This is a genomic window from Bacillus sp. JJ675, assembly GCF_036963165.1.
Lineage (GTDB): Bacteria > Bacillota > Bacilli > Bacillales > Bacillaceae > Bacillus > Bacillus glycinifermentans.
In genome coordinates, this window is sequence record NZ_JBALMR010000077.1 from 1 (window position 1) to 24,166 (window position 24,166).

Sequence of the window (24,166 nt, forward strand, 5' to 3'; positions counted from 1 at the left end):
ATTAATAATTAGCTGCGGCTTTGAATTTGTAAAACTAATTTTTCCAGTCGAAAGATTGTTTAACATGTTTTCTCTATTAATTTTTATAAACTCTTCAGATTTAACAAGAATTTCTTTGTGCCAATTTCTTTTGCAATTAATATTACAAAAGTTATATTTTCTTTGAGACAAATAGGAGGGAGTTCTATTTATAGTCTTATTACACCAATCACAATTTATATTTACTCTTTTAACATAAACTGCACTATTTTCACCTTTAAATGCGCTCTTTTGCCAATTTGCGAGACAATGTTTATCACAGAATCTGCTGATTTTCTCCAAATGTTTTGGCACAGCATATACTTTTTTACAATACTCACATTGCTTTTTGATTCGTTCAGCCTTTTGTTTATTAGCATAAAACTTACTACTACAGCTAAGGCTACAAAAGTGATTTTTCTGTCGATTAGCGCGATCATAATCCCTATACATCTTACTTTCACAAAAATCGCAAGAGAGAAGAACTTCAGACTTACTGCTTTTAGTTAAATCGTCAAGAGCAACTTCAAATTCATCTCCGTTTTTTGTGAATTTATATCCCTTTAAAACGTAGTGCCTTCTGTTTGCATTATTCCACTTTACTATAACTTTTTGTTCCTCAATAATCATTCATAAGAGCCTCCTGCTAAAAATCCGTCCCAAGAAATGTTTACATTATGTACTTTGACTGTCCCTAAAGCTTTTCCATTCTTGTGCAGCAGAGTCAACTCAGTCAAACCAACTCGATCATCGGATATGGCGTAGTATGAATCTAAAATGGCTAAATCTAATGAGGTTAATCCAGTGGGGCGGGAAACCGTTAAAAGAATTTCCCCGAAAACTCTATGATTTGGCATCATAACCACTCCTTTATAAATCATTATGATGCCATTATGATGCTTATTTTCGATTTTGTCAACCTCTTTATAAATTTCATCCAGCGTGTTAATATACTGATATCACAAATAATATCTGGGAGGCCGCTATGCCAGAAGAGATTAAAAGAATATCCTTGAGAATTCCTGAAAGCCTTCATCAACAATTAACTAAAATAGCTGATGAAAATAAGAGAAGTATAAACAATGAAATTTTATTTATGATCGAAAAAGCCATAAAAGAAAGCAAAAAATAAGTCGCCCATTTTATGAGCGACTTAACTTGCTTTCCTTATAGCTATTTCAAAAACGCTTTGCCATATTTCAACGTTTGATAGAGCCTCTTTTACTTTAGGATCATCTTGTTTAAATCCAGTAACATTCTCTAAGCCCATATCGGTTTTACTTGGCAAGAAATCAATTTTGAAAATGGGGGATTTGAAATCATCTATTTTTATTTTAAGTGCAATTTTTCGAAAGCGTTTTGTTTCAACTTTGTCTGAAGATAATCCACCAATTACAGCGCCAACACCACCAGCTACAGCTCCACCGACCATTGCTCCAGCCAACTGACTCCCTCTAGAAACTTTTGAAACAGAATTATCGTCAACTGTCACTTCCGCTTCAATAATTTTATTAAATGGGATTACAATTTCCTCCAAAGATTGATCTTTGTGTAATCGATGTGCAACGAATTTCTCCTCTGTTTCAATAAGAGTAAGCTTCATATCTTTATCAGGAGTAATATAAAATTTATAATCAGATGGATAATTACCTGCAGATTCGAGCAAATTTAAAATTTGGTTTTCTTCTTCCTTTTGTTTGTTCATTCCTATAAAACCAATTAAAAAGAAAATAATAAAGCCAGAAATAATCAAAAACGCAGTAAACACACCAAACCACCCTCATCAAACAATATGCCTACAGTATACCACAATTTTCTTCCCTAGGAATGTTTATCTTGAACAGAAGAGAAAGGGGATAGTTTAAACCTAACAATATCCACTTTGCGTTAAACGCAAGGTGGTGTTCTTGCATACAAACTGAATTTCTGATTTTTCATCCACTGTCGGTTTAACCGATAGTGGACTTGTCTTCTTCAATAACTGCCGTCATTTAAAATGACATCAACTTTTTCATTGGTCATAAAATGGTTGTAAGTGTATCATTTCAAATGACATACAATTGATAGAACAACCTTCAAGATCGCATTTTTACCTGTCAAATTGACAGACATGATTTCTTCTAAAAATCGATCAACAGGGGGACAAGATTAAACAAAAACTGTTACAATGATGATATACTCAATAGAAAGAAGTGAATGGAATGGATAATCAAGTTTTGCAAGCTATTCATGAAATGCAAAAGGAAATGAGGGAAGGCTTTAAAAGCGTAAATGAGCGTTTAGATACAATCGATAAAACATTAGCGCGCATAGAGGAAAATGAGCCTGAAGAAATCATGTCCATGCTTAAACTAATCAATAAGAACATCGAAAGTGACCATAGATACAACGACAAGAAGTTCTCTGAGCTTGAAAGAAGGATTCATGCATTAGAGGAACGATTGAATAATTAAAAAAAGTCGCCCAATTTAATGAGCGACTTTTGCAGCATCACGCATGGCCAATTTAAAATATCTAAACCATGTGTCAATTTCTTTTATTGCTTTTTGTACTTCTGGAGAGCTTTTTTTGTGCGCTGTTTTTAAATCGGGGTCATAAAAAACTCCACTAAAAAATGCAATATCATAATATGGATTATCGTAGTCTTCAACCGTAATTCTGAGATGTATGGATTTTACAAATTCTTGTGCTGAACTCGAAGCTGTACCTCCACCTATGATAGCTCCGACACCACCGCCAACAGCACCACCAATAGTTGCACCTAAGGCGGCTTCGCTTTTAGATACCTTTGTTAATGTTTTATTATCAATAACTATCTCTACATCTGCAATGTCATCAAACGAATATTCCTTTATAGTAGGGGAGACATTTTTGGCGTTTAAATCCTCTAAAGAAATATTCGCGATTTTAAATTTTTTCTTTTTTTCATCAAAGAATATTTTTGACGCATATTCACTCGAAGTGAATACTCTTGAATAATTATCGTCTTTTATATTCTCCATTGTGTTTTTACGTAATTTTTGATGATCAATTAATTTACCATCTGAGACGAAAGCCCAAACCAAAGCTAATACAATAGGAATACCTATAATAAATAATAAAATCATATTGAACCACCTTATTCATCAGATACCCACAAGTATGACACAAACAATTAATGAGCGACTTGATTTGTTTTTCTTATAGCTAATTCCAGAACACCTTGCCAATATTCAGCTTTCTTAAGAGCGGTTTTAATTATCTCGCAGTCTTTCTTAAAACCAGGATGGCTATAATCAGGGGTATCGAAGCTAGGGAGAAAATCAATATAGTGAACAGGGTTTTTAAAATCGTCCACTGTAATTTTCATGGTAATTGATTTCACCATTGTAACTTGCTTTGACCCAGAAGAAAGACCGCCAATTATTGCCCCAACTCCTCCAGCCAAAACTCCACCAATGGCTGCACCTGTAATCTGCTCACCTCTAGAAGTTTTCGATACTGTTTCGTTGTCTAATGCAATTGATGACTCAACTATCTGTGAAAAAGGGTAGGAGAACTCAACAATTTCATTCTGTTCATTCCGTTTATAAATTTTTAAAACGCCTTTAGTCTCATTGAATGAAATTTTGATATTGTCATTAGCAAAAGAACCATCAGCATTGAAGTTTGAATCGTATCTTTTAAGCATTTCAACATTATTTTTAAATTCATTGGTTAATTTTTTATTGCGTCTTCTATACGGCTCAAGACCCAAAAGTGATAAACCTAGTATGGCGATTATGATTGCGAAAGGTTTCCAATCAATTATAAAATAGAAAAATAACGCAACTATCCCAAATGATAAATAAAATAAAACCTTATTATTCACCAAACCACCTCATACAAAACAATATGCCTAATTATACCACAATTTTCTTCCACGGGAATGTTTATCTTTCGTTTCCACGAAAGCCTTACTCAATTGAAGAAGCCACATTAATTTCCCAAACCATCAAAAAAAGAGTTTCCTAAATAAACTGGAAGTGGTATGATTATCATGGTTATTTTGGACTAATTATACATAATTGGGGAGGTCATTAAAATTATTGTTTTCATACCTTTAGCATGTTTAATAGCCGCACTAACTTTCTTAGTTCTAGGAATCATATTCATTTTTAAAAAGAAGAGCAAAAAAGCACTGATTCAGTTTGCTGCACTGATTGTTTCCGTAATATTATTTGTGATTTCTCTGAATCTCTATGAACCTGAAAAGGAAGAATCCAGTACTTCAGAACAAACCACTGCACAATCTGAGCCTAAAGAGACTATTTATTTAAAATTCAAAGATGCTAAATACAGCAAATCAAAAGAAATTGTCACAGCAAATTTTGATACTAACATCGAAGATGGAACAACAATTGACCTTATATTAACTAACCAAGAAGATGATAGTTCTTTTGGTGGAAATGCTCAAGTTCAAGATGGAAAGGTTAAAATTGAGGCTGGAGACTATGATTTTGTTCAAAATGGTCAATATAGTATCGATGCCTCTGTTACAGTTGACGATGTAAATAATATAGACTTTCCAGAGAGATACGGTGATTACGACGAAATTCAAAACAAAGTTAAAGTCCAAAATGGCGAGATAGTATCTAATGATGAGGGCTATGAGATTGAGTTTAACAGTATTGGGAATATAAAAATCACTAACGCATATTCCAAGAAAGAAGTAGCACAATTAGAAAAAGAACGCAAGAAACAAGAAGAAGAAAAGAAAAAGCAAAGTGCCAAAGAAATACGTTTTGCTGAACTGAACAAGAATCCAGATAAACATACTGGGGAATTTGTTAAATATCAAGGTGAAATTGCTCAAATCGTGGAAAATGACAATTCAACTGATATAAGGTTAGCAGTTACGAAAACATCATATGGATACGACTTTAATGACATTGTATATATCACATATGATGGAACAACACCATTTGTTGAAGAAGATAAGATTACTGTATACGGCACAATTCAAGGCTCCTACACATATGAATCAACGGCAGGATATCAAATTACGTTACCGCACATAGAAGGGGAGATTATAGAATAATCCACATTAGGAGCAGTTGATGAGACTGCTCTTTTTTTATTTCGTAAGAAATGTTTATCTTGAGCAGAAGGGAAGGAGAGAAGCGGCTACTCTTTATTCAACGCCTCAACAAAACGTTCCCTATACAATTTTTCTCTCCTTTCAAGATCATCACAATCTTCACCACATTGGGTTATAAGAGTCGATTCAGCGAAAAACCATTCTTCAAGAACCACCTCGAATATTTCCAAAACTTCATATTTTTTCATAGGTTTTCACCTGCAATTTCAAAATAAAAAAGACATCCGTCAGGACGCCTTTTCTTTCTCTTTTTCAGTTTTAACTTGCTCCAGTAAGCTTTTTAAATAAACAGCACTTACACGTCTTCTAGTTTCTCTGGCAATCATTTTCAACAACACTCCAGTTATAAGCGAAGTCACAAACAAAGCCCACCAAATACTAATCTCCATATAAAGTTTTAATGATAATCCTATCAAAGCAACTATTGCCGCAAAGTACTTAGAATGATCAAATTGAGATTCAACTTTTGTTGCCTTTGCTATTCCATAAAATAAACCATCGTTGTCAAGACCTCTTAAAAGGTTTAACAAATAAATTAAATTACCTTCTGTACGCTTTGAAAAATTTGATTCAATAAATTCATGAAATTCCTTTTCAGATGCAGTTAAGAAGAAGTACTTTGTGTCTTCCTTAGTCCAATTTTCCACTTTCTTGAACTCTTTTTTCTTCTTTCTAAACGGCCACATATGTACATTCACCTCATAGTGATTATCGTACACAAATGGAAAATTTTAAAGAGGGGGAGGGAAAACCTCCCTAAATTGTGGTACGATTAGAATGATTACCAAACGAGGAGAGATTGTTATGGAAAAAAGACCAGATAACAGAGCAGCAGAAATTAGACCAGATAGTAGACCGACTGAGAATGCAATGAACACACCAAGACATGCGCAAAATTCAGCCGATAAACCTTTGCTAATAAAAAGGGAACCAAAGCCTAAGAATTAATTTTCATTTTCTTTTTCATAAATTTTATTATAAGCTGCCATTGCGGAATCTGTATCGTAGATAGAAATAATAAAACCTGTCTTAGTATCAATAAAGATGTTGGCTACCTCAACATCTTTATTATCTTTTAAAACTTTTGTCCATTTATCTATATTAGTGAGCAGTAGGTTCCTTTCTAATTCAACAGGTCTGGACACTTTTTCTATTTCTCCATAGATTATTTCATCAGGATTGTCTATTTTTCTAAATGACACAGCCTGTCCCTCATTCTTTAAAAATGTCTCATTCCATACTGTACTAGTATCTGAAAGTTCAGCAGTTCCACTTCCTCGTCTCACAACATTCACCAATCTAATCATCCATCTGTAAGCGAATCTTGACACAAACCAAGAGAAAAGAAAACTGAAGATAACACTGAACAACACAAAGTAAACAAGGAAACCAAGATTATTCGATAATTCGAGAACGTCACTAAGCGTATGAACTGATAACCAAGGATTGCTTACCGAATTTGTATTTACAATCATTGCGGTTAACTGATAAATGCTAAGCACAATCATGCCAACAGGAAACCATAGAATTGCGCTTATTGCTGCTATCTCAAAGTTTATATGTTTGCTTGCTGGGTGCAAGCCAAAAAGTTGAATCCAAAAATAACTCAATAATCCCGGTAAAGTAAAAATCAAAATTGTTACAAAGTTTTCCATCCTGACACTCCTTTAAATTAATCACCACATATGACAAATAAAAAGACATCCATTAGGATGCCTTTTATTTGTTTGTAAGATTATTTAATTCTTGTGAAGCCACTCATAACAATCATAGTCATAGGTTGAAGAACCCAATTTGACGTTGGAGGATATTCTATCAACTCACCTTGTTGTCCCAGTGCTTTTAACTTAACCCCTCCACTATAGTAAAAAGCCTGATACACAAATTTGGAACAATAAAGATCCTTCCAGTCTCTTAAGGCAGAACCAGATATAATTTTATAATTATATTTTGCTCCAACATTATAACTTGCCCATGCGGCTGCACCAGCTCTGATACTAGCATTGTTATACCTTTGTACATAATATCCTGTAGATTGTTTTTTAAGCCACGAGCTTAATGAAGAGCTTTTAACAGTACTTCTGCCTTTATACACCTCTATAGCCGATTTCCCATCTTGCCCAACGATTGCAACATGACCTACAAAATAATTGTCTATAGAGACGTTGGAAATTAAAACATCTCCGGCTTTAGCTGCTTTACCATTACTATAGTTAACAGCATGAGCATATTGCGTTTGAGTAAATATACACCCAAACAAAAGCAACAAAGTTAATGTTTTGCGAACGATTTTCATATTTTATCCTCCTTTTATTGTGTTATTTTACATAATTCAACACAATAGAGGATAATCCTTCATTTTTTATCATTTTTTTCAATTTAGTTTCGGTTCTTTAGCCTTGCTTATATCTTCCTTGCCGTCGTAGGTGATCTTGCCCTTATATGACTTATAAAAATAATGAACGTTTGGATTGTCTTTGTAAATTACTCGAACCAAGATCCCGTAGTCACCACCCTTTGAACGTATACCTTTTATCTCTTTGATATCTTCTTTTTTCTTATTTTCCTTGTTTAAAAGATAGTCCTCTGTTTTATCCGCAATTTTTTCAGCTTGGACATTATAAAAATAATTAACCGAAAAAATTGCTGCTACAACCAAACCAGCTACAATAAGAAAAGACAGTGCAATTTTTTTCAATCTAAATCACCGATCCTTTAAAAATTAGGTTTCGTGGTAAATACTAACCCTAATGGGATTTTGTGATTAGCCCTCTCTATTCTAACAAAAATGTTAACTGTATTCAAATTGAGTTGACATATTCGGGTCAAAACTTTGACTGACATTCTTACGAAAATTACAGGCTATTTGCAACTTATCAAAAAACATCATTAAGAAAAGGGGGGGAGGCGTTTTTCCCTCATTGTATCTAAATAAAAAAGACATCCTTTAGGATGTCTTGTGCCTTGGTTAGTTTTTAAGTAATTCTGCTGCCAATTTTATTGCTATGTCTTTTATTTCATTGTAGCCACCTTTAGCCAGTTTGCGTGCTATCTCTTTAAGTTTTTCAGGTTTACTAAGGTGTTCGTCAATTTTCAATTTTTCTTCAACATAATTTATTCCAAAGCGACTGAGATAAGCAAACTGCAAAAGTACGCCGTATGGCTTCGTATATTTAACATTATTTAAGAATCCTTCGTTCTCAAGCTTTTTAATTGCTTCGTAAAACATTTGCTGACTCATTCCTAAACAGTTTGCATCTACATTTTCAAGCATAGGTAAATCCTTTTGATATTCTAAATAAAGGGCGACTAAAACCCTTTCTTTTGCATTCAATTCAGTCATTTTCTCACCACCAGTAATATTTTCCTCAATTATAACATCAATTCAAATTACGTGGTTTTGTGTATCCTCTTTTGTTTGTTTCTTCTCTAGTTCAGACTTTACCTGTTCAAGTAAACTCCTAAAGTGGATTGCTCTAGCTCTTTGTGTTCTTCCATCGCTCATAAACCAACTTGCTATTGCAAAGGCTAACGCAGAAAAAAGAATTCCAACATTAACTGACATAAAAGTAGGATCTCCATTATCTTTATCTTGATATGCTACGTAGACGACAAAATGAGTAACAAAGAAGGTGAGGAGAGAGGTAAAACCCGGCACAATCTTAGAATTGTCAGAGTATTCCTCGAGATCTTTCATTCTCGCAATACCCAATATTATAGTATCTAAATCTAAGTCTCTAATCCGTTTTAACTCAACCTTCTTTTTTTTAGTTGACCAGTAACCAAAATAGTCACTTACATACTTAGCTAATTCTTTATCCGGCCAATTAAGTAAGATTTCCTCTAGGTTCTGTGCTTCTTTTATATAAAAATTATTCTTTTTCCATAAAGGTAGCAGCTTTGAGATCTTTACTTCAATACGATTATTAGACCGTATTTGGGGAGTAGGGGTGTCTTTTTCAATCTCTTTTTCATCCGTTTTATCAGCCTTAGCTTGCTCAAGCAACGTTTTGAAATAACTGGCCGTTGTCATTTCTCTTTTATCCAATACAGCAGCAATCAAAAGTAATGAAACTGAAGACACCGTGAATGTGAAATAGCCTTCACCTCCAAGAGGTTGCGGGTTATCGATTAACATAATCTTAAATGCACCAAATAATAAGGTCAATATCACAACAAAAAGCGCAGCAAATTTCGAATGATCAAAACTTGATTCAATTCGTACCATCCGAGCTATTCCAGAAGAGAGATCATTATCACTCAACTGCTTAAGAGCCTCATACTTTCTCTCTTGTTCGGAATGGGGTTGCCCCTTTGCAGGAAACTCTTTTCGAATAAACTTGGTTAATTTTCTTAATTTTGCTGTTGCCAACTGATCTTTAACGATTTCACTAAATTCCACCATGTTCACCTCGAATCTATTATCGGGCAAATGTGGAAAATTTTAAAGGGGAAGATAAAATTGAAGACTGTGATGTGCTATACTTTAATTACCAAAATGAAGGAGGTTGAACATTGATTAATTTTGCCCCTGAAAAATTCAAGATTATCCTAAATGCTATGTCAAACCCACCAAATCCTAAGGATTCAAAAATAAAAGACTACTATGCCGACCAAGAGTATGCAAGCTTTAATATAGATTTTGAAAATGTGGATATCGCCTTGCGTATAGCTGGACTGTTAGGAAAACATGCTACGAACTTTACCATAACCACTTGTCATTTCCCTGACACAAACAAAATTGATTATATTCAATTTATGATTTTTAAAATTAATGATCCGGAACTTTTAGCTATACTAGATCAAATATAAAATAAAACCCCCACTGAATGGTGGGGGAATGTAGTTCAAGTAGTCCTGTAGTTCGGTTGAAGGGAAGGGGGAGGATTAACTCACTTATAACCGCCCCTTAACCATACAATTCTGCATCAATGTTACTGTCTTCTTTATGGAAGGATAAATAAAGCTGAATATTAATAAGAGAAGAAACTCATTTTTATTTAAAACGAATAGTGTTATCTATAGATTTAACCACTGAATAGCCATTGCCTAAATCGATCACTTTTTTGTTATTCCTTAAGTCGATAGCATTTTTTTTAGCAAGACGTTTATAAAGGGGGACATCTAAGAAAGGATTAGATAAGTACTCTAACGATTTGATTCTATTCTCTTTCATTTTAATGACCTCCTTTATAAATTTTTATGAATACTTTTTAATCATTTTTTCAATATGGCTAGAAGCTTGGTCTAAGCTTGAAAACTGACCATTGGGTGGTTGTAAATTAATTAACCTTTCACTATTGATAACATATTTTACTCCAGATGTCAAAAAAGATCCTTCATTTTCTTTGATATATAAAGAGTGTATCGACTTCCCATTATTGTATTCCCATTTAAATTCCTTACTCTCTTTATTATAACTGTAGTACCAATCTAATTTTTCATCAACCTTGCTTAAATCATTTATTATGTTTAAAACTGATTGGTATCTGTTGTCTGGATTAGGCTGTATTGCTTTATTAACGATACGCTTAAATCTTTCAGGTATATGGGGCAAATATTGCTTATACGGAAACATGCCTCTCTTTATTTTGTTTGCCATGTCATTTACATCAACAGAATTTACTTTTAAGGCTTCAAATTGATTATAAAATTCATCATTTCCATTACACATTCTGTATAAAGTAATTCCTGCTTGGTAAATGTCATCTAAAACTGATTTATTTAAAGAAACATATGATTCAGGTGATCTGTGAGCGTGATACTGTCTTTCCTGTAATGTAAACCCATCATCATTTAAAAAACGTGATAATCCAAAATCCGTCAAAATAGCTCTATCATTATTATTAATTATAATATTTGTGGGCTTAATGTCTAAATGTAATATTTTTTTTGTATGCATAAATAATAACCCAGTTAAAAAATCTAAAGCATATTTAATGATTTCTCTCGGACTTAAAAAACGCTTATTTAACAAGCTATCTAAAGATCCTTTCTCGTAGTACGGCATAGTTAAATAAATGTTTTTTTCATCTTCTGCTGCGTAATGAATAGGCATGATTAACGGATGTTTAGTTGCATTTAATATCTTAGCTTCCAAGAAAAAATCTTCGATAATTTGTTTTGCTAACGAATCTTTCGTAATTTTTTTGAGAATAACAACTTGGTCTAATTGAGTATCTCTTGCTATAAAAACTTCAGAATTCATTCCTTCATTTGAACCGATTCTTTTCCATTTATCTAGATGCAATTTAGCTTCTACATGATTTATTTTATGCATGTTTTTCCCCTTCCTCAAGCCAAGGGAAAGCAGCTAAAGCAGCAAGTAAACTTTCTTTATGTTCTTTATTGCTTATTTTATCCCATTCTGATTTCCACTGATTTATTTTTATACTATTATCTCCTTTGAGAAAACCTGATACCACTTTAGAGGGAATCCGTAGTCTTGAGGCTAGACTATTAATAGTGCCAGCAAAATAGCTAATAACCGTACTGTCAGCAAAGAGTTCTTGGACGACTCCTTCGATATGAATTCTGAAAGTATTATAACTTTTGGCATTTCCTTCTGCGGTTTTAATTCCAGCGTAAGAAACATCATAGTCATAAATTATTGATGAAAGTGTGGTTCTAATTAGTGAAAGCTGCCGCGGCACATCATTTTCTAGAGCAGCAGAGATAGAAAGTTTTTGTGTTAGACTTGAATCGTTATGAGTATCAATAATCGTATAGTATATTTCCCTAGGTGTTACTCTAATACCAATTGAATTCATTTTCATACTCCCATCCTTAATTGAATACATAACTACAATTCGACAGAATAGGAGGAAATACCTTCTTTTTTGCAAAAATTTCATTTCACTCAAAAGCAAAACCCCTCAAGAGAGGGAATTTGATTTTGAATAAAAGAGGGATTTTACATGAAAATCTGGTTCTTTTCTTCTTTAAAATCACGAAGATCATAATGTTTGACTGTGGTTGAGACATCTTCGTGTTGAGCAATGTGTTTACTGACAAGTTCAAGTTTGATTTTCTTGACTTCGAGTAAGTAGGTGATACAGGAAGCTTTAAAAAGGTGAGGGTTGATTCTACGGCCAAGAATGTCTGATAAAACATCGGAGCAAAAATAATCAGCCCATGTTTCTGACATTTGTTTTGGTTGTCCACCATATGTAGTGGTAAAGAGGTATTCGTGGTCATATCCACGTTTTTCATGCCATAACTTCAAATATTGTAGAGCTTCTGTATTGATCATATATTTTAGAGCTTTTCCTTCACCGCCACCTTTTCCGAAGACTTGATGGGACATTACATATGATTGCCCTTCAGGGATAGGGTAGTCTAAAATTTCTGTTTTAAATTGAATGATTTCTGCTCTTCTTGCTCCTACATTAAAAGCCGTTGCAAGCCAGGCCATTCCTAAATAGTTCTCATCTTCTTCAAGTGTTTGCATCATTGTTTGATAGTCTTCATATGTAATCTTTACTTTATCGTAAGTGACTGTCTTAGGAATAGCAGGGAGGCCACGAGTAAAGTTCCTGAATGTTTTATAATTGTCATCATCTTCAGCCACGACGTTTTCAATATAGTTGTTTAAAGAAGAAACACCAGCTTTTTTAAGCGCAATACCACTAGAAGACATGCCCCTATTTTTTAGGAAACTTTGATACCTAATGAAGTCACGTTTAGTGATTTTGTATAATTTCTTCCCATTGAGAGAATTATGCACCCACCAGAAGAATTGCCGAAGGGAGGAGGTGTACTGTTTTCTTGTTTTATCACGGAATGAGTGAGCGTCTAAAAATTCTTGTGTTAAATTTCTGTGCTCTTCATCAACCTGAGACCACATTTCATCAGTAACTTCAGGCAGTTTCTTTGCACGGGGGCGTATCATATTTTTTTTGATTTCTTTCGCCATTAATCCACCACCGACTATTTTATTGTCTTATGTCCGAGCCTGTTCACATCTCTGGACACAGCTTCAACTAAGCGGCCATCCTTTAAAGATTCAGCAGTATTAGCCATGAAAGGTCTTGGTTTTCCATATCCATAACCATGTTCATCAGGGAACTGATAACCTTGCCCAGTTTCAACAATCGTTGCAACATCACGGCCATCATCTTCACAAATGTTATCCAATGAGATTCCGTTTACTTCATTCTCAGTTACAAAAGAGCTCTTTAACTCATGCGTCCGTTCATAAACTAGGGGATCATATGCGTCATAAACATCTGTTTCAACATGATCTTCTCCAGTTTTAATTAACGTTTGCTTTGTGCTGCTATTTGACTGTTGGATGGCCTTTAAAGCTTCTTTCTGAACTAAAATGGCGAGATCTTTGTAAGCCGCCATTATCTGTCCTCTTGAGTAAGCTCTTCAACTTTTTTTAAGATATCTTCATTTATTTTGTCTGCATTTTTATCTGCTGCTCTTGATATAAAATCAACAAAACCATTAGCAGCATCTTCAACTTTTTTTAAACTTTCTTCAGGGAATGAATCATGAATAGTTCTGATATGCTCTGATTTAGCAACTTCTTCAAGCATTTTAACTTTAGATGTCAAGGTTTTAGGCATATCACAAATATCACTAAATTCAATAACCGTATAGAGATAAGCTAAATCTCCAGCGCCTAAGTCAGTCTTGACTCCTTTTTCCGACTGAATCTCAACATAGTCTTTAATAAGAGTTTTGATCATTTTGTTTACTCTTGTTGGATCGAAATTCGGATAAATATAAGTGTGAAATTGATCATTCAATTCAATTCTTTGCTTCTCATTGTATTTTTTATTATCCTCTTTAATATGACTGAGCGTTAATTTTTGCGTTGTCATCATGCTTCCTCCTTTTAAATCCAAAATAAAAACACCTCTTAAGGTGTCACACACATTCCTAAATCCACACTGACATTAATGAACGGTTTATCATAACTTCTGCCTGTAATTTCTTCATACTCAGCAGGAGTAATATGACCCCACTCAACGTAATCTCTCATAATAGAATCGTCTTCATAGCAGCCCCAATCATAAAATTGTTTAATCGTAGCATAATCAGGATACTTCATGATGCGACGCTACCTTTCAATTTTTCAATTTCTGCTTGAACTTGAGCTAGCTGATAGGAGAGTAGTGCGTTTTGTTTTTTCAATAATTCCAATTCACTTGGTGCAGGTTTAGACGGTTTTATTTGTTCGATATATTCTGGTGTAGCTGCTTCGATCCACTTATCTTTTTCCGGATCGTATTTAGGATCGATTAAATTACCGGAAGATAAAGTTGATGTACAATTAGGCGGAAGTTTTTCGCCAGCTTCAAGGTTAACATCGATGTCACCTTCACCAGCATATTTGAAATTCTCATCATAAAAAAGAACATGCATTTTAATCCCTCCTTACCATAGCGGAATTCCAACATTAAATGAAACACGAGTCACACTAGCGTTATCATTTGCCATCATACCATCAAATCTCAAATCTCCATCAGTAGTAAAAGCGAATCGAGCCGTTCCATAAGATCCAATTGTCGGTACAACGAAATCGATTAGTTGTGTCGGTTTATTCGTAAATTTAGCGACAGAAGTACCTATAGCTGGCAATGTGCCGAAAGTTCCGCGGAGCCACAGAATATTATTGCTGATAGAGAATTTCAATGGATAGTTCGCGTCCTGTTTTACCCCATTAATTAGTGTTACGTTGTTCCAAGAGGGGGATAAATCAGTATCAGAAAGAACACGACTCCATCCCTGCCAGCCTAAGGTAGGGTCTAAATAATTTGTATACATATTATTCCTATAATCAATTGCCACAACGTAACCATAAGTGCCTTTTCCCTCACTATCTTCTACGGTAAAATGAAAAAATCCCCGCGTTGATAGGGAAGTGGGGGCATTTGTTGGCTTGCCAGTTGAGTAAAATGTTCCAAACCGTTTACCACTTTGAACAATTTTGGTGTAAAAATCGTCAGTGTCACCAATCGAAACAAAAACACCCCCGGCGTCATTGGTTATTTTAGATAGCTGTCCAGCGTTCCATTTGTCTTTTTCCGATTGTGTAACGTGGATGGTCGTATTTTTCGCATGGACATCAACTCTTGCCTGTGCTCCTGTGGTTGATTCTATAGGAATCCAGTTAATTGCCGTCTGATTTCCGTTATAGTAAAACCACCAGGCACTGCCACTTGCATCTGCCGCATATCCCATGCCTATTCCAGCTTGTCCTACTAACTGCATTCCTCTAAGACTACTCTTGGAGGGGGAATCTGTAACAGCGTTCGTACCAAAAAAAGAGACAGTTCCGACGTCTTTCAAAGCATCATAAAACGTTCCAGATGTAAGGTTTATTTTTTGCGTGCCCGAATCGGCTGTTATTTTAAAGAGTTGAGCAGCGCTCCATTTTTTTCGTTCATCAGAAGTGATATGACGTGTGTTATCTGAATCGTGTTTATCAAAGTCGGACTTTGCTGCCTGCTGTATGTTATCAACGTTTCCGAGGCCGACCTGAGCTTTTGTAACTGAATGTGGATTTTCTTTGTTATTCGCATGATCATCTGTATAAGCTTTTGCAGCAGCTAAAGCAGAATCTAGATCAGAAGAAGAGGGGACAGTAATGAATTCTGTCCATCCCGTAGATGGATACCAATGCCGAAGATAAATTCTTGGATCATCACGATTACCAGCATGAAAGAAAAGCTGAGCAAATCGATATTTAGTTGTCTTTACATTTAAACACTCGCCATAGGAACTTGGATATCCAGTTGAACCAGATGAGAGATGAAATGTTGAAATTCCCATTGGATAGTTATCTCCAGAGTAAGAAGCATCTTGAAATGGTGATGGGTCACTGATGATCGTGACTTGCTCTGATGTAACATTATGAGGGTTTGATTTATTATTTATGTGATAATTCATCAAGTCTGTAAGCTGATCGATTGTTGACTTTAATTCTTTTTCTGTATCAAGACTGTGTTTTTCAAAACCAGAAAATGTCCCTTTTAGGTTTTCAATCTTAATTTCATTTTCTTTGTTCTGTGCTCTTGAGAGATTATCCATCGTTATGTCACCGCATTTCCTTTGATGGTAATTGAACCACCATTAATCTTTGTTACTTCAAATAGAATTGCGGTTTTCCCAGCAATATCGAATTCCCAAATCTCATCAATGCCGAGTGTACTTGCTCCAAACATGTGATTAGAAGAGTTTATTCCTTCAAGAGTGATCTTTTTCGCATCTTGAGTGACAGCATAAAACTTAACTTCTCTTGAAGTGCAGTCACCTGTAATCTCTACTGTTAGTGTTCGATGTGACCCAACAATGAATTTTTCTCCTTCCCCGGCTTCAGTGACGGAATCGTGAAAGGTGAAGGGGGTAACTAAGGGTTCAATTTTTCGAGGCAATTTCTTATAATCGCAAACTGACATCTACAGCCTCCTTACATTGATTTGTATAAAACTTGTATTTTATTTAAATAAAAAAGGAGAGGGGAGAAGTCCCCTCATTTGTCTCGCTTTATGCAAAATGGGTGATAACCAGGCTTTTAATGCTGACGTCTGCAGTTCCACTGTTTGTAATCATGATTCGTGGAGATGAAGAGAGAACATCTACTTTATTAAGACCCCTATCATTGTCTTGGAGTGTCAACACATCTTCATACTCTTTAATTGTGTAGTTACTTGTTCCAGGGATGATATAGGTAAGCTTAACGGTAAGATTAGTCTTTTGATTTAAATAAATACCCAATCCCAGGCCGTTTCCTTTGGCGTCAATATTCAGATAAACCGATTCTCCAGCTTTAACCGTTGCGTTTTCAAGATAGGTTTCTGGAATAACACGTGGAGAAAGGATGCCATCAGCCATACCTAAAAGATGAACGTCTGTAACAGGCTTACCTTGCCCATTGTCCCTTGAGGAAGTAAAAACACCATTACTTTCATTTAGAAATTGATTTGCCAATATATTCTCTCCTTACTTATGTTTTAAATTTTGATTATTTTAGTCACCAATACCTACAGCTTTAGTTTGAGTTTCTGTATCTGAACCTGTATCTGGAGCAGGGGAGGGGGTTACAGGTGTGCCGGTTTCAATCCGAGGTACTCGTGCGAACCTACCAATTTTACCTTTGCTGTCTGCTGCAAGAACCTTAAATGAAAGCTCCGGCGTGTAGGCAGAGCCATTTTCAAGAGACATTTCAAATTCACCAGATGGTGCAACTTTGTCAAATTGAATATAGAGGTCACTATAAACAACACCAGTGTCCGGATCATACTCAATAGTGTGATATTCAAGCTCGTACATTTCAGAGAATTTGTTCGTGTTGATTTCAACTGTTTCACCAGTTACTTCAACTTTGTATACTGCAGTTAGTACATCTCCCTTTTTAGCAAAACCTTCAGGAACCGTAACTACGCCATCTTTAAATTCAGCTTGTACAGTTGCACCTTTGCTATTTTTAAGTGATACCGTACCAACAGGAGTTTTCTGTAGTTTAACTGTCTTATCTGTATCAACTGTTACATCTTCACGTTCAAATACATTGAATTTGTTTTCTTCAATTGCAACCCCTTGAGTCATTGCCATGAATTCCATGTCAAAGAATGCATTTTTAACCTTTGCATCAATTGACTTATCAGAACGAAGGAGATAAAGAGTTTTATTCCCAATACCACCTTTTAACTCTTCTTCTGAAATTGATTGAGAAATAGAAGCCAATTGAGCTTCGGCAGCAGAAATTACATGTCCATCGGATTTTCTTTTCCAATAGACATCTGCTGTATCATGAATAACTGTTTTCTTGGTCATTAAATATCCTCCTTGAATTTAAATAAAAAAAGACTGATGATTAATCAGCCTTGAAGCAATCTTTTTAAGTTTTTGACTTGTTCATCTGTCAGTGCATGACTCTCTTCTTCAAAGAGGTCAACATGTTCACTCCAGTGTTTGATATTTTTACCTGCTTCAGGGGATACTGTTGCAAATAAAATAGATGTATCGTAATCCTTGATCCTATCAATGCGATAAAAGGTCATATACATTTGATACATTGTCATCTCTGCAATTTCTTTGTATGGGACACCTGTAAAGGCCATAATTGAACTAATCATGTCATACACTTCAAGCAGCTCTTGTTCTTGTCTTTTTAATCTTTTGCTTTGCTCGATTCTTCGTTGAACTTCTGGGTTTGGGCTAATCTTTTCTTCTTTGAGACAGTGCATTTCTATAATGAGTTTTCTTATTGAAATGAAATTATCTCGATCAATTAATTCAAATATATCCTCATTCTGAAAGACCTTTTGGAACACTTCAGAATAAGCCTCATTGAAATTTGGTAATTGATTAACGATATCAAAAAGAGGTAGCTTCTTCATTTCTTCAATAAGCTCGTTTAATTCACCGTTTTTATTAAGCTGGCTATATCTATAAACAATCTCATTTTTGCTCATCTTTATTAAGTTCAGGTATGCCGCATAGTCGTTGTAATCCTTCATTTTGAGGAAATGGCACTTACCAATAGGAGTGTCAACGGGGATACCTAAGATAAATAGTTTTTGAGAATTTTCGTTCATTTCATTGCTCCGAATGTGAAAATCATTTTATAACCCAAATACCCAGCAGGTGGGTTTCCGATCAGCATTCTTTTAGGAGCCATAGCCTTTCCGAAGCCAGCGATATTTTTATTGAAAAGAAGCTCAGATAACCTGTCCAAAATTTTTAAAGATCTAAATTCATTTTCTTCATATGTCTCAATATGAGTGTAGACATCAATATGAAGGTCTTGATCCATAAGCAAATAGCTTTGATTAGAGGGCTTTGATAAGCCACTTCCCAAATACATGCATACTCTACAGATTGGTGATTCAGTAATGTCATCGGTTTTGGGAGCTCTTTTGAAGATTGTCTTGAAAATAGGGGGGATAATGCGGACTTTTCCATCTTCTTCAACAGTTGTTTCGACTTCATAGCCTTCTAAGTCCTGAACATCAGGGAGGTCAGGGGAGAGGGGGTTGTCCTTATAATACAGAAGCCTGTTGAGCTCAGAATCATTAATCAATGTTCTGAAAATCTTGGTCATGTGTTCAACCATATTGCTCATGCACTACCATCACCTCTGACTTTCTTTTTAGCAATTAATTTTATTGTGCCGTGATCTCCATAAACCTTAGAGTAATCAATGTCATTAACAAGATAATCCTCACCAAAGAAAGAGAGGAGGAGCCCAATTTTAATTTTGTCGTTATTTACATTTGGAATTGTGATGTTCGCTTGGCCGTCAGGGAGATTTACAGCGAGGTCAGTCCCATTTATAGATGTGGATCGTTCAAAAATGCAGGGTATTTCAATAACTTCTCCAGGCACTTTAACTTTGATTGGTTTACCAGTAACTTCACTTATCTTGTCTGAATCAATCCATTTGTCATTTGTGGTTATCTTTATTGAGGAGTTGCACAGTCTAATTTCTGCTTTTTTATAAATTTTATTAAAGCTTGGGAATGTACTGATTAACCATTGCTCAGTACCCCATTTAACAACTCCTCCAATATAGATATCTTCGGGCAGTCCAAGAATGTATTTAGTCATTCCATCGCCATTGGAATACTTCGAGGTAATCAAACAATGTATCGATTCTTTCCCGTCAATTGATACAGTCTCGGATTGAAATCCTTTTAGACCAGCCTGAAAAATCAATTTTCCATCATGTTCTATTTTTTTATTAGTATCAATCTGATGATAATTCCTAAAGTCTTTCATTCAAATCACCGGATAGGTATTGACCTAATCTTACGATTTCAGCACTCACGTCCAAAATAATTTCCCGAATTTCAGCCAGTTCTGCATCAGCAAGCATTTTCTTATTTAGATATTGCTCTACTTTATAAAGAACAGAGTTGTTTTTCTTACTTAATCTTATGCAGTGTTCTTGCAATGAGAAAGGTGCCTGTCCTTCATTAAAGGGTTGAAAAACACTTTTGTTGCTCATAAATAGTCCACCTCTGTATTCATAATGAGGCGATCAATTTCTGCTTTTTGCTCTTCGATAGACTTTCCTAATGAATTGATTTGTGTACCATAGTTAGTAACGCCAACGTCTTTTGCAAATGGCTGCCATGTTGTCTGGAAAAAAGTCTGTTCATTAGTTAAAAAAATTAGACGTAAATAATGAACGAGAATCAATAAATCGTCCTCGTTCATTACTCTATCTACTGTTTCGGTTTCATCGTTACACTTTAATTTTTTGTCGCGAAGTCTGTTGTTGAATCGAAGAACTGCATTCCTTATAGACTTATAAATTAGAGTTTCGTCTGTGGGTAAATTGATATCAGACGTTTTGCAGTTTAGCAAGAAGAACTCCCAAATTTCATCATAAGAAGTCATTATGGAACCTCCTAGTCAAAAAGCAAGGAAGGATCTTCGACACCCATCCATTCAGCTAATGCTTTAAGTTTTCCAGCAGGGATATCATCACTAAATTCAGAGGCAACATCAATAACAAACTGTTTTTCCGAGTCAACTGTTATCTTTTCGAGTTTACTTTTCATCTGTGCAATGTTACCTGTTTTGATCATTTTTGTGATTTCTTCTTTTGTGTGAGTGTTGTTTGTATATGCTTCCGCATTAACAATAGACTCCTTAATTTCTCTTGTCGAATCACCTTCATCGACAATAACCAATTCACCTTTATCAAAGCAGACGCTGTTCATTGTTAACCAGTCAACAACATCTCTAGGAACTTCTTTGATCTCAGCCTTACCATTTTTACTACCTGACCAAGTGAATTGTTTAAGTCCACCATCTCCAGTGTACCCAACAAAATAAGAAGTGTTTCTATAACGAGCCAATTTAACTTTATCAGACATAATTTCCTCCTAGTTTATCCTTTAAAATAAATACTTAGATAGATACTGCTGCTTGTTCCTCGATAATTCCAATCGCTTCACCAAACAGAAGGTTAACAGAAGCAGATTGAGTGATTTTCATTTTAATTCTTTCATCTTCAATATCCTGTTCAGTTAACTGTTTAAGTCCACCGTACTCAACGATAGAGAATGGTTTTTGTGACACTCCACCAGCAAACATATAACCTTTGTTTACAGGCAACTCAACTTTTGAGTTAGTTTCATCAGTGAATGGGTTTGTGAGGTTTACTGCAGTAGTTCTTCCAATTGTAGTAGGGTTTAAAGCAGTTAGAAGCTCATTTTTAATGCCATCAGTTAGAAGGTTTTTATATGTAGAATCTGTAGCTTGTTGGAAAGCAAAGTAATCAATAAGAAGGGAGTCTCCAACAAATACTGGCCTACCTCCATAACGTTGAAGAACTGAAGCAACTTCATAATATTTTTGTAATGTAAGGTTTGAACCAACAGCCACGTTTTTTGGCGGAATTTTCCCTTTAGCAATAGCAGCAGCCGTTAATTGATGAATATTATCCAAATACAAACGAACTTTTGCATTGGCAATGTCATTAACTAATTTGTTGAAATACTCGACAGAATCAGTTACAAGATCAAGCGGTTCATAGTAAAAACCAGTAGATAGTATACGAGGAACAGCAGGTACATTTTCCCGACCTTCAACTCGAACCAGATCAACGCCTGATCCACTAGCAGACCAAATCACTTTTGCTTTGTTTTTCTTAGGGATTTTGATTAGTTTTAGATTCCCTGGCTTCTCTTGTTCGAGATTTGCAAATAACGAAAGAAGATTCGTTACCATCGGTTTTGCGATCTCATCAGCCTGTTGGACAACAAGTGTATTAAACTGATGCAACATGGAAGGGTCAGGAGTTACAGTTCCATCACCAAATACTTTTTTAATATAAGTTTCGATGTCTGATTTATCTGTGGCTTCCATCTTATTGTTAACCACACGGCTGAATAAGCCTTTAATTTTTACAGTGTCAAGTTTCATATAACGTACTCCTTTTCAAATAAGTGTTTGTTCAAATTTATGTATTAATCACCAATGTCTACGGCTTTAGTTTGAGTTTCTACACTTGTTCCTGGGACTAATCCTGTTTCTGATCCTGTGATTACTTCGAGACGTACGAGCTTTTGTCCCATTGTGTATTGGAGATCATCCTCGCTGTTTACAACAAGGAATTTAGCAGAAGAGTCTGCAAAGTCAGCATGTGGTGAAGCGGGGTCACTTAAAATGTATTTTTCAGTTTTAATATCAAAGTGCGCCACTTGTCCTCGTTTAACTTCTTTGACGCCTTCATTCAGAGAAAAAGCAGAAACATCAAAACGTGTGTATCCTGGTTCCAAAATAACGATACGAGCATGTTCACCTTTAGCATTATAGAAATCAGTCAAGGACTCGCCCAAATAACGAACTTCTGGAGCTGCAATTAAATAAGCTCTGTGCTTTTTGTCGGAAAGTTTTTTTGCAATGCGATTTCCTTCTTCATCAAAACCGAGTTCCACAAGCATAAAGTTGTCGATATCTGATCCAGACACCTTAGCACCGTGAGCAAGAGTTTTGATTTTTAATGAATTCAAGTTACCAGTAGTGTGGGTGCCTACTTCTGTGAGGGCAGTTTGTAGTCTAGTAGCCATTTATAAATCCTCCATTTTAAGTTTTTTAAGATGAATAACGCGATTCAAACGAATCATCATCTTTTAGTAATTTTTCACGTTTGCTGGACATCTCTCTAATAAAAATTCCATCTTGATCAGTTGCATGATCAACAAGTTCGACCAACATTGAATTCAATTGAAGAACTGCTTTATCGGCTTCTTCGTTGTCTTTAGCAGATGCTAGAATAAGATTTTGAACTTCTTCAGTTTCATATTTCTCTTCAGCATTAAGAGCTTCAAATTTAGACTTATAGAATTCTTTCTTTTCTTGAGCTCTTTTTTCGAACTCTGCTTTTTCATGTTTTTCCTTGAAAGGTTTTAGCTCTTCTACAACAGAGTTTAATTGAACGAGCTTTTCACTTGCCGCATTGAACTGCTCTTCAAGCTTGGATTTACTCTCTTTTATTTCATTAAACTGATTAGAGAGCTCTGAAATTGTTGTGTCTTTTTCATTTAACTGACTAACAATTTCTTCAGGGACAACTTCTTCCCAGTTTCTTTTTAAGAAGACTTCTGTTTTAGAGTCCAAATCAATTGTCAGTGTATCCCCATTTTTGGTGTAGTTAATTTTGTAATATTTGTCGTAAGAATTATCTTCAGACCAACTATAAATGTTTACAATAAAATATGAATCATACACATCAGCAATATATGATTCCTCATTTGATTCGAGAGTTGGATCAAGCTGATTATAGATAAGTGCTCTTATGTCTGAATGTGATAACTCAAAGACTTTTTTAAATTTATCCACTTTTTCACCTTCCTTTTGTTTTTCTTGGATAGCGGCTTGCGCTATTAATTTCTCGAATTTTACCATCTCATTAAAGCTCACTAAACGAGATGAATCATAAGCAGGGAGGACGATATCGTGTTCTCCTCGTTTCTCAGAATTCAAGATCGCATGACCTTCTAAATAAATAGGTGTTTCAATGTACTCTATTCCATCTTTAACAGAGTAATTTGAGTATAGAATTTCACAGCTTGTGTTTATATTGATGCCCCGCGAATACCATTCCAATAAAAGCTCACAGGCATCGCTGAAACGCGAACTCCATAAAACTGCATCGGCGGCCAAAACTTCCTTTTTCCCTTCTGGAGTATCGATCTCCATGATGTATCCTTCAGAAGTAAACACGCCGATTGGGGTGGTATCCGTCTTTACTTCAAGTTCACCGTGTTTATCAGTGCCTAAATATGCTTCATGAGATCCAAGAGCATCAGTAGCAGTGTTGTTTTCTTCAACCTCATGGTATTTTGCAACAATAGGCTTATTGATAATAGTAGGGGAGGCGTCCAAAGCAACTTCCTTAGAAATGACTGTATTGTTATGAGATGCCTCAAAGTCAAAAATGATAAAAGTGCAGGGGAGCTTTGTGGGATCATCTGTTTTCTTTATCTCATTTAGCTGCAATTGAAAAACTTTTTTCTTTTGCTCTTTGGCCAAACGTTTATTCACCTCCTTTCAAAA

At 35.2% G+C, this 24,166-nt stretch carries 37 protein-coding genes and 1 pseudogene; 5 read left to right on the plus strand and 33 right to left on the minus strand.

Annotation, left to right across the window (positions count from 1 at the left end; genetic code table 11):
• Both V7126_RS19340 and V7126_RS19345 read right to left on the minus strand, forming a co-directional pair.
• A pseudogene (locus V7126_RS19340) lies at positions 1-648 on the minus strand (hypothetical protein); the annotation flags it as partial.
• Positions 645-875 carry a hypothetical protein gene (locus V7126_RS19345; protein ID WP_046132704.1) on the minus strand — a complete coding sequence of 77 codons (231 nt, stop codon included), beginning with the start codon at positions 873-875 and terminating at the stop codon, positions 645-647. The gene V7126_RS19345 and the pseudogene V7126_RS19340, both read right to left, overlap by 4 nt.
• Before the next feature lie 128 nt (positions 876-1,003).
• Here V7126_RS19345 and V7126_RS19350 point away from each other — a divergent pair, with 128 nt between their 5' ends.
• Positions 1,004-1,150 carry an Arc family DNA-binding protein gene (locus V7126_RS19350; RefSeq protein WP_082094169.1) on the plus strand — a complete coding sequence of 49 codons (147 nt, stop codon included), beginning with the start codon at positions 1,004-1,006 and terminating at the stop codon, positions 1,148-1,150.
• A 21-nt stretch (positions 1,151-1,171) separates the two neighbouring features.
• Here V7126_RS19350 and V7126_RS19355 read toward each other — a convergent pair whose 3' ends face one another.
• Positions 1,172-1,786 carry a hypothetical protein gene (locus V7126_RS19355; protein WP_231947449.1) on the minus strand — a complete coding sequence of 205 codons (615 nt, stop codon included), beginning with the start codon at positions 1,784-1,786 and terminating at the stop codon, positions 1,172-1,174.
• A 433-nt stretch (positions 1,787-2,219) separates the two neighbouring features.
• Between V7126_RS19355 and V7126_RS19360 the strand changes: the two genes are divergently transcribed.
• Entirely contained in the window at positions 2,220-2,471 is a 252-nt protein-coding gene (locus V7126_RS19360) for a DUF3734 domain-containing protein (RefSeq protein WP_048354014.1), read from the plus strand.
• A gap of 15 nt (positions 2,472-2,486) precedes the next feature.
• Here the strand turns inward: V7126_RS19360 and V7126_RS19365 are convergent, their stop codons facing one another.
• Positions 2,487-3,125 (minus strand): hypothetical protein, encoded by a 639-nt coding sequence (locus tag V7126_RS19365; RefSeq protein ID WP_052948574.1) that lies wholly within the window; start codon positions 3,123-3,125, stop codon positions 2,487-2,489.
• A 47-nt stretch (positions 3,126-3,172) separates the two neighbouring features.
• Positions 3,173-3,868, minus strand: a complete 696-nt coding sequence (locus V7126_RS19370; RefSeq protein WP_046132702.1) for a hypothetical protein — start codon at positions 3,866-3,868, stop codon at positions 3,173-3,175.
• A 351-nt stretch (positions 3,869-4,219) separates the two neighbouring features.
• Here V7126_RS19370 and V7126_RS19375 point away from each other — a divergent pair, with 351 nt between their 5' ends.
• Positions 4,220-5,077, plus strand: coding sequence for a hypothetical protein (locus V7126_RS19375; RefSeq protein ID WP_052948573.1), 858 nt, complete (start codon positions 4,220-4,222; stop codon positions 5,075-5,077).
• Positions 5,078-5,163: 86 nt separating this feature from the next.
• Here the strand turns inward: V7126_RS19375 and V7126_RS19380 are convergent, their stop codons facing one another.
• Both V7126_RS19380 and V7126_RS19385 read right to left on the minus strand, forming a co-directional pair.
• A complete protein-coding gene (locus tag V7126_RS19380) occupies positions 5,164-5,325 on the minus strand; it encodes a hypothetical protein (protein WP_167543084.1) in 162 nt (53 codons plus the stop codon).
• A 39-nt stretch (positions 5,326-5,364) separates the two neighbouring features.
• A complete protein-coding gene (locus V7126_RS19385) occupies positions 5,365-5,823 on the minus strand; it encodes a hypothetical protein (RefSeq protein ID WP_046132701.1) in 459 nt (152 codons plus the stop codon).
• A gap of 118 nt (positions 5,824-5,941) precedes the next feature.
• Between V7126_RS19385 and V7126_RS19390 the strand changes: the two genes are divergently transcribed.
• Positions 5,942-6,085 carry a hypothetical protein gene (locus V7126_RS19390; protein WP_156415980.1) on the plus strand — a complete coding sequence of 48 codons (144 nt, stop codon included), beginning with the start codon at positions 5,942-5,944 and terminating at the stop codon, positions 6,083-6,085.
• Here the strand turns inward: V7126_RS19390 and V7126_RS19395 are convergent.
• From V7126_RS19395 to V7126_RS19415, 5 genes are all read right to left on the minus strand, one after another.
• Positions 6,082-6,792 (minus strand): hypothetical protein, encoded by a 711-nt coding sequence (locus V7126_RS19395; RefSeq protein WP_046132700.1) that lies wholly within the window; start codon positions 6,790-6,792, stop codon positions 6,082-6,084. The genes V7126_RS19390 and V7126_RS19395 overlap by 4 nt on opposite strands.
• A gap of 80 nt (positions 6,793-6,872) precedes the next feature.
• A complete protein-coding gene (locus tag V7126_RS19400; protein WP_046132699.1) occupies positions 6,873-7,433 on the minus strand; it encodes a YiiX/YebB-like N1pC/P60 family cysteine hydrolase in 561 nt (186 codons plus the stop codon).
• 78 nt (positions 7,434-7,511) lie between these two features.
• Positions 7,512-7,835: a DUF3139 domain-containing protein gene (locus tag V7126_RS19405; RefSeq protein ID WP_046132698.1), complete on the minus strand. Its 324-nt coding sequence runs from the start codon at positions 7,833-7,835 to the stop codon at positions 7,512-7,514.
• A 270-nt stretch (positions 7,836-8,105) separates the two neighbouring features.
• A complete protein-coding gene (locus tag V7126_RS19410) occupies positions 8,106-8,480 on the minus strand; it encodes a hypothetical protein (RefSeq protein WP_046132697.1) in 375 nt (124 codons plus the stop codon).
• 42 nt (positions 8,481-8,522) lie between these two features.
• On the minus strand, positions 8,523-9,539 hold the full coding sequence (locus V7126_RS19415) for a hypothetical protein (protein ID WP_052948572.1): 1,017 nt from the start codon (positions 9,537-9,539) through the stop codon (positions 8,523-8,525).
• A 113-nt stretch (positions 9,540-9,652) separates the two neighbouring features.
• Between V7126_RS19415 and V7126_RS19420 the strand changes: the two genes are divergently transcribed.
• Complete coding sequence (locus V7126_RS19420; protein ID WP_231947451.1) at positions 9,653-9,949, plus strand: hypothetical protein; 297 nt, start codon at positions 9,653-9,655, stop codon at positions 9,947-9,949.
• A 184-nt stretch (positions 9,950-10,133) separates the two neighbouring features.
• Here the strand turns inward: V7126_RS19420 and V7126_RS19425 are convergent, their stop codons facing one another.
• The 21 genes from V7126_RS19425 to V7126_RS19525 all read right to left on the minus strand — a co-directional run bounded on the left by V7126_RS19425 (position 10,134) and on the right by V7126_RS19525 (position 24,142).
• Positions 10,134-10,313, minus strand: a complete 180-nt coding sequence (locus V7126_RS19425) for a hypothetical protein (RefSeq protein WP_046132696.1) — start codon at positions 10,311-10,313, stop codon at positions 10,134-10,136.
• A 24-nt stretch (positions 10,314-10,337) separates the two neighbouring features.
• A complete protein-coding gene (locus tag V7126_RS19430; RefSeq protein ID WP_052948571.1) occupies positions 10,338-11,417 on the minus strand; it encodes a serine/threonine-protein kinase in 1,080 nt (359 codons plus the stop codon).
• A complete protein-coding gene (locus V7126_RS19435; RefSeq protein WP_046132743.1) occupies positions 11,410-11,907 on the minus strand; it encodes a hypothetical protein in 498 nt (165 codons plus the stop codon). The genes V7126_RS19430 and V7126_RS19435 overlap by 8 nt, the downstream gene beginning before the upstream one ends.
• Positions 11,908-12,050: 143 nt before the next feature.
• Positions 12,051-13,052, minus strand: a complete 1,002-nt coding sequence (locus V7126_RS19440; RefSeq protein ID WP_006640209.1) for a tyrosine-type recombinase/integrase — start codon at positions 13,050-13,052, stop codon at positions 12,051-12,053.
• Between the two features lie 14 nt (positions 13,053-13,066).
• On the minus strand, positions 13,067-13,486 hold the full coding sequence (locus V7126_RS19445) for a hypothetical protein (protein ID WP_046132695.1): 420 nt from the start codon (positions 13,484-13,486) through the stop codon (positions 13,067-13,069).
• Entirely contained in the window at positions 13,486-13,968 is a 483-nt protein-coding gene (locus V7126_RS19450; RefSeq protein ID WP_046132694.1) for a hypothetical protein, read from the minus strand. Before V7126_RS19450 ends, V7126_RS19445 begins: the two co-directional genes overlap by 1 nt.
• Positions 13,969-14,006: 38 nt before the next feature.
• Positions 14,007-14,198, minus strand: coding sequence for an XkdX family protein (locus tag V7126_RS19455; protein ID WP_046132693.1), 192 nt, complete (start codon positions 14,196-14,198; stop codon positions 14,007-14,009).
• Entirely contained in the window at positions 14,195-14,512 is a 318-nt protein-coding gene (locus tag V7126_RS19460) for a hypothetical protein (protein ID WP_046132692.1), read from the minus strand. Before V7126_RS19460 ends, V7126_RS19455 begins: the two co-directional genes overlap by 4 nt.
• A 12-nt stretch (positions 14,513-14,524) precedes the next feature.
• Positions 14,525-16,180, minus strand: coding sequence for a hypothetical protein (locus tag V7126_RS19465; protein ID WP_046132691.1), 1,656 nt, complete (start codon positions 16,178-16,180; stop codon positions 14,525-14,527).
• A gap of 2 nt (positions 16,181-16,182) precedes the next feature.
• On the minus strand, positions 16,183-16,548 hold the full coding sequence (locus V7126_RS19470; protein WP_046132690.1) for a hypothetical protein: 366 nt from the start codon (positions 16,546-16,548) through the stop codon (positions 16,183-16,185).
• Between the two features lie 88 nt (positions 16,549-16,636).
• The gene (locus tag V7126_RS19475) at positions 16,637-17,080 is read right to left on the minus strand and encodes a hypothetical protein (RefSeq protein WP_052948569.1); all 444 of its coding nucleotides are present in this window, start codon (positions 17,078-17,080) and stop codon (positions 16,637-16,639) included.
• A gap of 39 nt (positions 17,081-17,119) precedes the next feature.
• A complete protein-coding gene (locus V7126_RS19480) occupies positions 17,120-17,926 on the minus strand; it encodes a hypothetical protein (protein WP_046132689.1) in 807 nt (268 codons plus the stop codon).
• Positions 17,927-17,970: 44 nt separating this feature from the next.
• Positions 17,971-18,690 carry a hypothetical protein gene (locus V7126_RS19485; protein WP_065894420.1) on the minus strand — a complete coding sequence of 240 codons (720 nt, stop codon included), beginning with the start codon at positions 18,688-18,690 and terminating at the stop codon, positions 17,971-17,973.
• Positions 18,687-19,217 carry a hypothetical protein gene (locus V7126_RS19490; protein WP_046132687.1) on the minus strand — a complete coding sequence of 177 codons (531 nt, stop codon included), beginning with the start codon at positions 19,215-19,217 and terminating at the stop codon, positions 18,687-18,689. The genes V7126_RS19485 and V7126_RS19490 overlap by 4 nt, the downstream gene beginning before the upstream one ends.
• Positions 19,214-19,873 carry a hypothetical protein gene (locus tag V7126_RS19495; protein ID WP_046132686.1) on the minus strand — a complete coding sequence of 220 codons (660 nt, stop codon included), beginning with the start codon at positions 19,871-19,873 and terminating at the stop codon, positions 19,214-19,216. Before V7126_RS19495 ends, V7126_RS19490 begins: the two co-directional genes overlap by 4 nt.
• Complete coding sequence (locus V7126_RS19500) at positions 19,860-20,102, minus strand: hypothetical protein (protein WP_052948568.1); 243 nt, start codon at positions 20,100-20,102, stop codon at positions 19,860-19,862. Before V7126_RS19500 ends, V7126_RS19495 begins: the two co-directional genes overlap by 14 nt.
• Positions 20,099-20,497, minus strand: a complete 399-nt coding sequence (locus tag V7126_RS19505) for a hypothetical protein (RefSeq protein WP_046132685.1) — start codon at positions 20,495-20,497, stop codon at positions 20,099-20,101. The genes V7126_RS19500 and V7126_RS19505 overlap by 4 nt, the downstream gene beginning before the upstream one ends.
• Before the next feature lie 11 nt (positions 20,498-20,508).
• A complete protein-coding gene (locus V7126_RS19510) occupies positions 20,509-20,979 on the minus strand; it encodes a hypothetical protein (RefSeq protein WP_046132684.1) in 471 nt (156 codons plus the stop codon).
• A 34-nt stretch (positions 20,980-21,013) separates the two neighbouring features.
• On the minus strand, positions 21,014-22,030 hold the full coding sequence (locus V7126_RS19515) for a hypothetical protein (protein WP_046132683.1): 1,017 nt from the start codon (positions 22,028-22,030) through the stop codon (positions 21,014-21,016).
• 44 nt (positions 22,031-22,074) lie between these two features.
• The gene (locus tag V7126_RS19520) at positions 22,075-22,677 is read right to left on the minus strand and encodes a hypothetical protein (RefSeq protein ID WP_046132682.1); all 603 of its coding nucleotides are present in this window, start codon (positions 22,675-22,677) and stop codon (positions 22,075-22,077) included.
• Between the two features lie 25 nt (positions 22,678-22,702).
• Positions 22,703-24,142, minus strand: coding sequence for a hypothetical protein (locus tag V7126_RS19525; protein WP_046132681.1), 1,440 nt, complete (start codon positions 24,140-24,142; stop codon positions 22,703-22,705).
• Positions 24,143-24,166: the final 24 nt, after the last annotated feature.

Excerpts from the sequence above, each read along its gene's own strand:
- V7126_RS19345 (WP_046132704.1), bottom strand. The coding sequence starts at position 875 with ATGCCAAATCATAGAGTTTTCGGGGAAATTCTTTTAACGGTTTCCCGC.
- V7126_RS19350 (WP_082094169.1), top strand. The coding sequence starts at position 1,004 with ATGCCAGAAGAGATTAAAAGAATATCCTTGAGAATTCCTGAAAGCCTT.
- V7126_RS19360 (WP_048354014.1), top strand. The coding sequence starts at position 2,220 with ATGGATAATCAAGTTTTGCAAGCTATTCATGAAATGCAAAAGGAAATG.
- V7126_RS19365 (WP_052948574.1), bottom strand. The coding sequence starts at position 3,125 with ATGATTTTATTATTTATTATAGGTATTCCTATTGTATTAGCTTTGGTT.
- V7126_RS19380 (WP_167543084.1), bottom strand. The coding sequence starts at position 5,325 with ATGAAAAAATATGAAGTTTTGGAAATATTCGAGGTGGTTCTTGAAGAA.
- V7126_RS19385 (WP_046132701.1), bottom strand. The coding sequence starts at position 5,823 with ATGTGGCCGTTTAGAAAGAAGAAAAAAGAGTTCAAGAAAGTGGAAAAT.
- V7126_RS19390 (WP_156415980.1), top strand. The coding sequence starts at position 5,942 with ATGGAAAAAAGACCAGATAACAGAGCAGCAGAAATTAGACCAGATAGT.
- V7126_RS19395 (WP_046132700.1), bottom strand. The coding sequence starts at position 6,792 with ATGGAAAACTTTGTAACAATTTTGATTTTTACTTTACCGGGATTATTG.
- V7126_RS19400 (WP_046132699.1), bottom strand. The coding sequence starts at position 7,433 with ATGAAAATCGTTCGCAAAACATTAACTTTGTTGCTTTTGTTTGGGTGT.
- V7126_RS19410 (WP_046132697.1), bottom strand. The coding sequence starts at position 8,480 with ATGACTGAATTGAATGCAAAAGAAAGGGTTTTAGTCGCCCTTTATTTA.
- V7126_RS19425 (WP_046132696.1), bottom strand. The coding sequence starts at position 10,313 with ATGAAAGAGAATAGAATCAAATCGTTAGAGTACTTATCTAATCCTTTC.
- V7126_RS19430 (WP_052948571.1), bottom strand. The coding sequence starts at position 11,417 with ATGCATAAAATAAATCATGTAGAAGCTAAATTGCATCTAGATAAATGG.
- V7126_RS19435 (WP_046132743.1), bottom strand. The coding sequence starts at position 11,907 with ATGAATTCAATTGGTATTAGAGTAACACCTAGGGAAATATACTATACG.
- V7126_RS19440 (WP_006640209.1), bottom strand. The coding sequence starts at position 13,052 with ATGGCGAAAGAAATCAAAAAAAATATGATACGCCCCCGTGCAAAGAAA.
- V7126_RS19445 (WP_046132695.1), bottom strand. The coding sequence starts at position 13,486 with ATGGCGGCTTACAAAGATCTCGCCATTTTAGTTCAGAAAGAAGCTTTA.
- V7126_RS19450 (WP_046132694.1), bottom strand. The coding sequence starts at position 13,968 with ATGACAACGCAAAAATTAACGCTCAGTCATATTAAAGAGGATAATAAA.
- V7126_RS19455 (WP_046132693.1), bottom strand. The coding sequence starts at position 14,198 with ATGAAGTATCCTGATTATGCTACGATTAAACAATTTTATGATTGGGGC.
- V7126_RS19460 (WP_046132692.1), bottom strand. The coding sequence starts at position 14,512 with ATGCATGTTCTTTTTTATGATGAGAATTTCAAATATGCTGGTGAAGGT.
- V7126_RS19465 (WP_046132691.1), bottom strand. The coding sequence starts at position 16,180 with ATGGATAATCTCTCAAGAGCACAGAACAAAGAAAATGAAATTAAGATT.
- V7126_RS19470 (WP_046132690.1), bottom strand. The coding sequence starts at position 16,548 with ATGTCAGTTTGCGATTATAAGAAATTGCCTCGAAAAATTGAACCCTTA.
- V7126_RS19480 (WP_046132689.1), bottom strand. The coding sequence starts at position 17,926 with ATGACCAAGAAAACAGTTATTCATGATACAGCAGATGTCTATTGGAAA.
- V7126_RS19485 (WP_065894420.1), bottom strand. The coding sequence starts at position 18,690 with ATGAACGAAAATTCTCAAAAACTATTTATCTTAGGTATCCCCGTTGAC.
- V7126_RS19490 (WP_046132687.1), bottom strand. The coding sequence starts at position 19,217 with ATGAGCAATATGGTTGAACACATGACCAAGATTTTCAGAACATTGATT.
- V7126_RS19495 (WP_046132686.1), bottom strand. The coding sequence starts at position 19,873 with ATGAAAGACTTTAGGAATTATCATCAGATTGATACTAATAAAAAAATA.
- V7126_RS19500 (WP_052948568.1), bottom strand. The coding sequence starts at position 20,102 with ATGAGCAACAAAAGTGTTTTTCAACCCTTTAATGAAGGACAGGCACCT.
- V7126_RS19505 (WP_046132685.1), bottom strand. The coding sequence starts at position 20,497 with ATGACTTCTTATGATGAAATTTGGGAGTTCTTCTTGCTAAACTGCAAA.
- V7126_RS19510 (WP_046132684.1), bottom strand. The coding sequence starts at position 20,979 with ATGTCTGATAAAGTTAAATTGGCTCGTTATAGAAACACTTCTTATTTT.
- V7126_RS19515 (WP_046132683.1), bottom strand. The coding sequence starts at position 22,030 with ATGAAACTTGACACTGTAAAAATTAAAGGCTTATTCAGCCGTGTGGTT.
- V7126_RS19520 (WP_046132682.1), bottom strand. The coding sequence starts at position 22,677 with ATGGCTACTAGACTACAAACTGCCCTCACAGAAGTAGGCACCCACACT.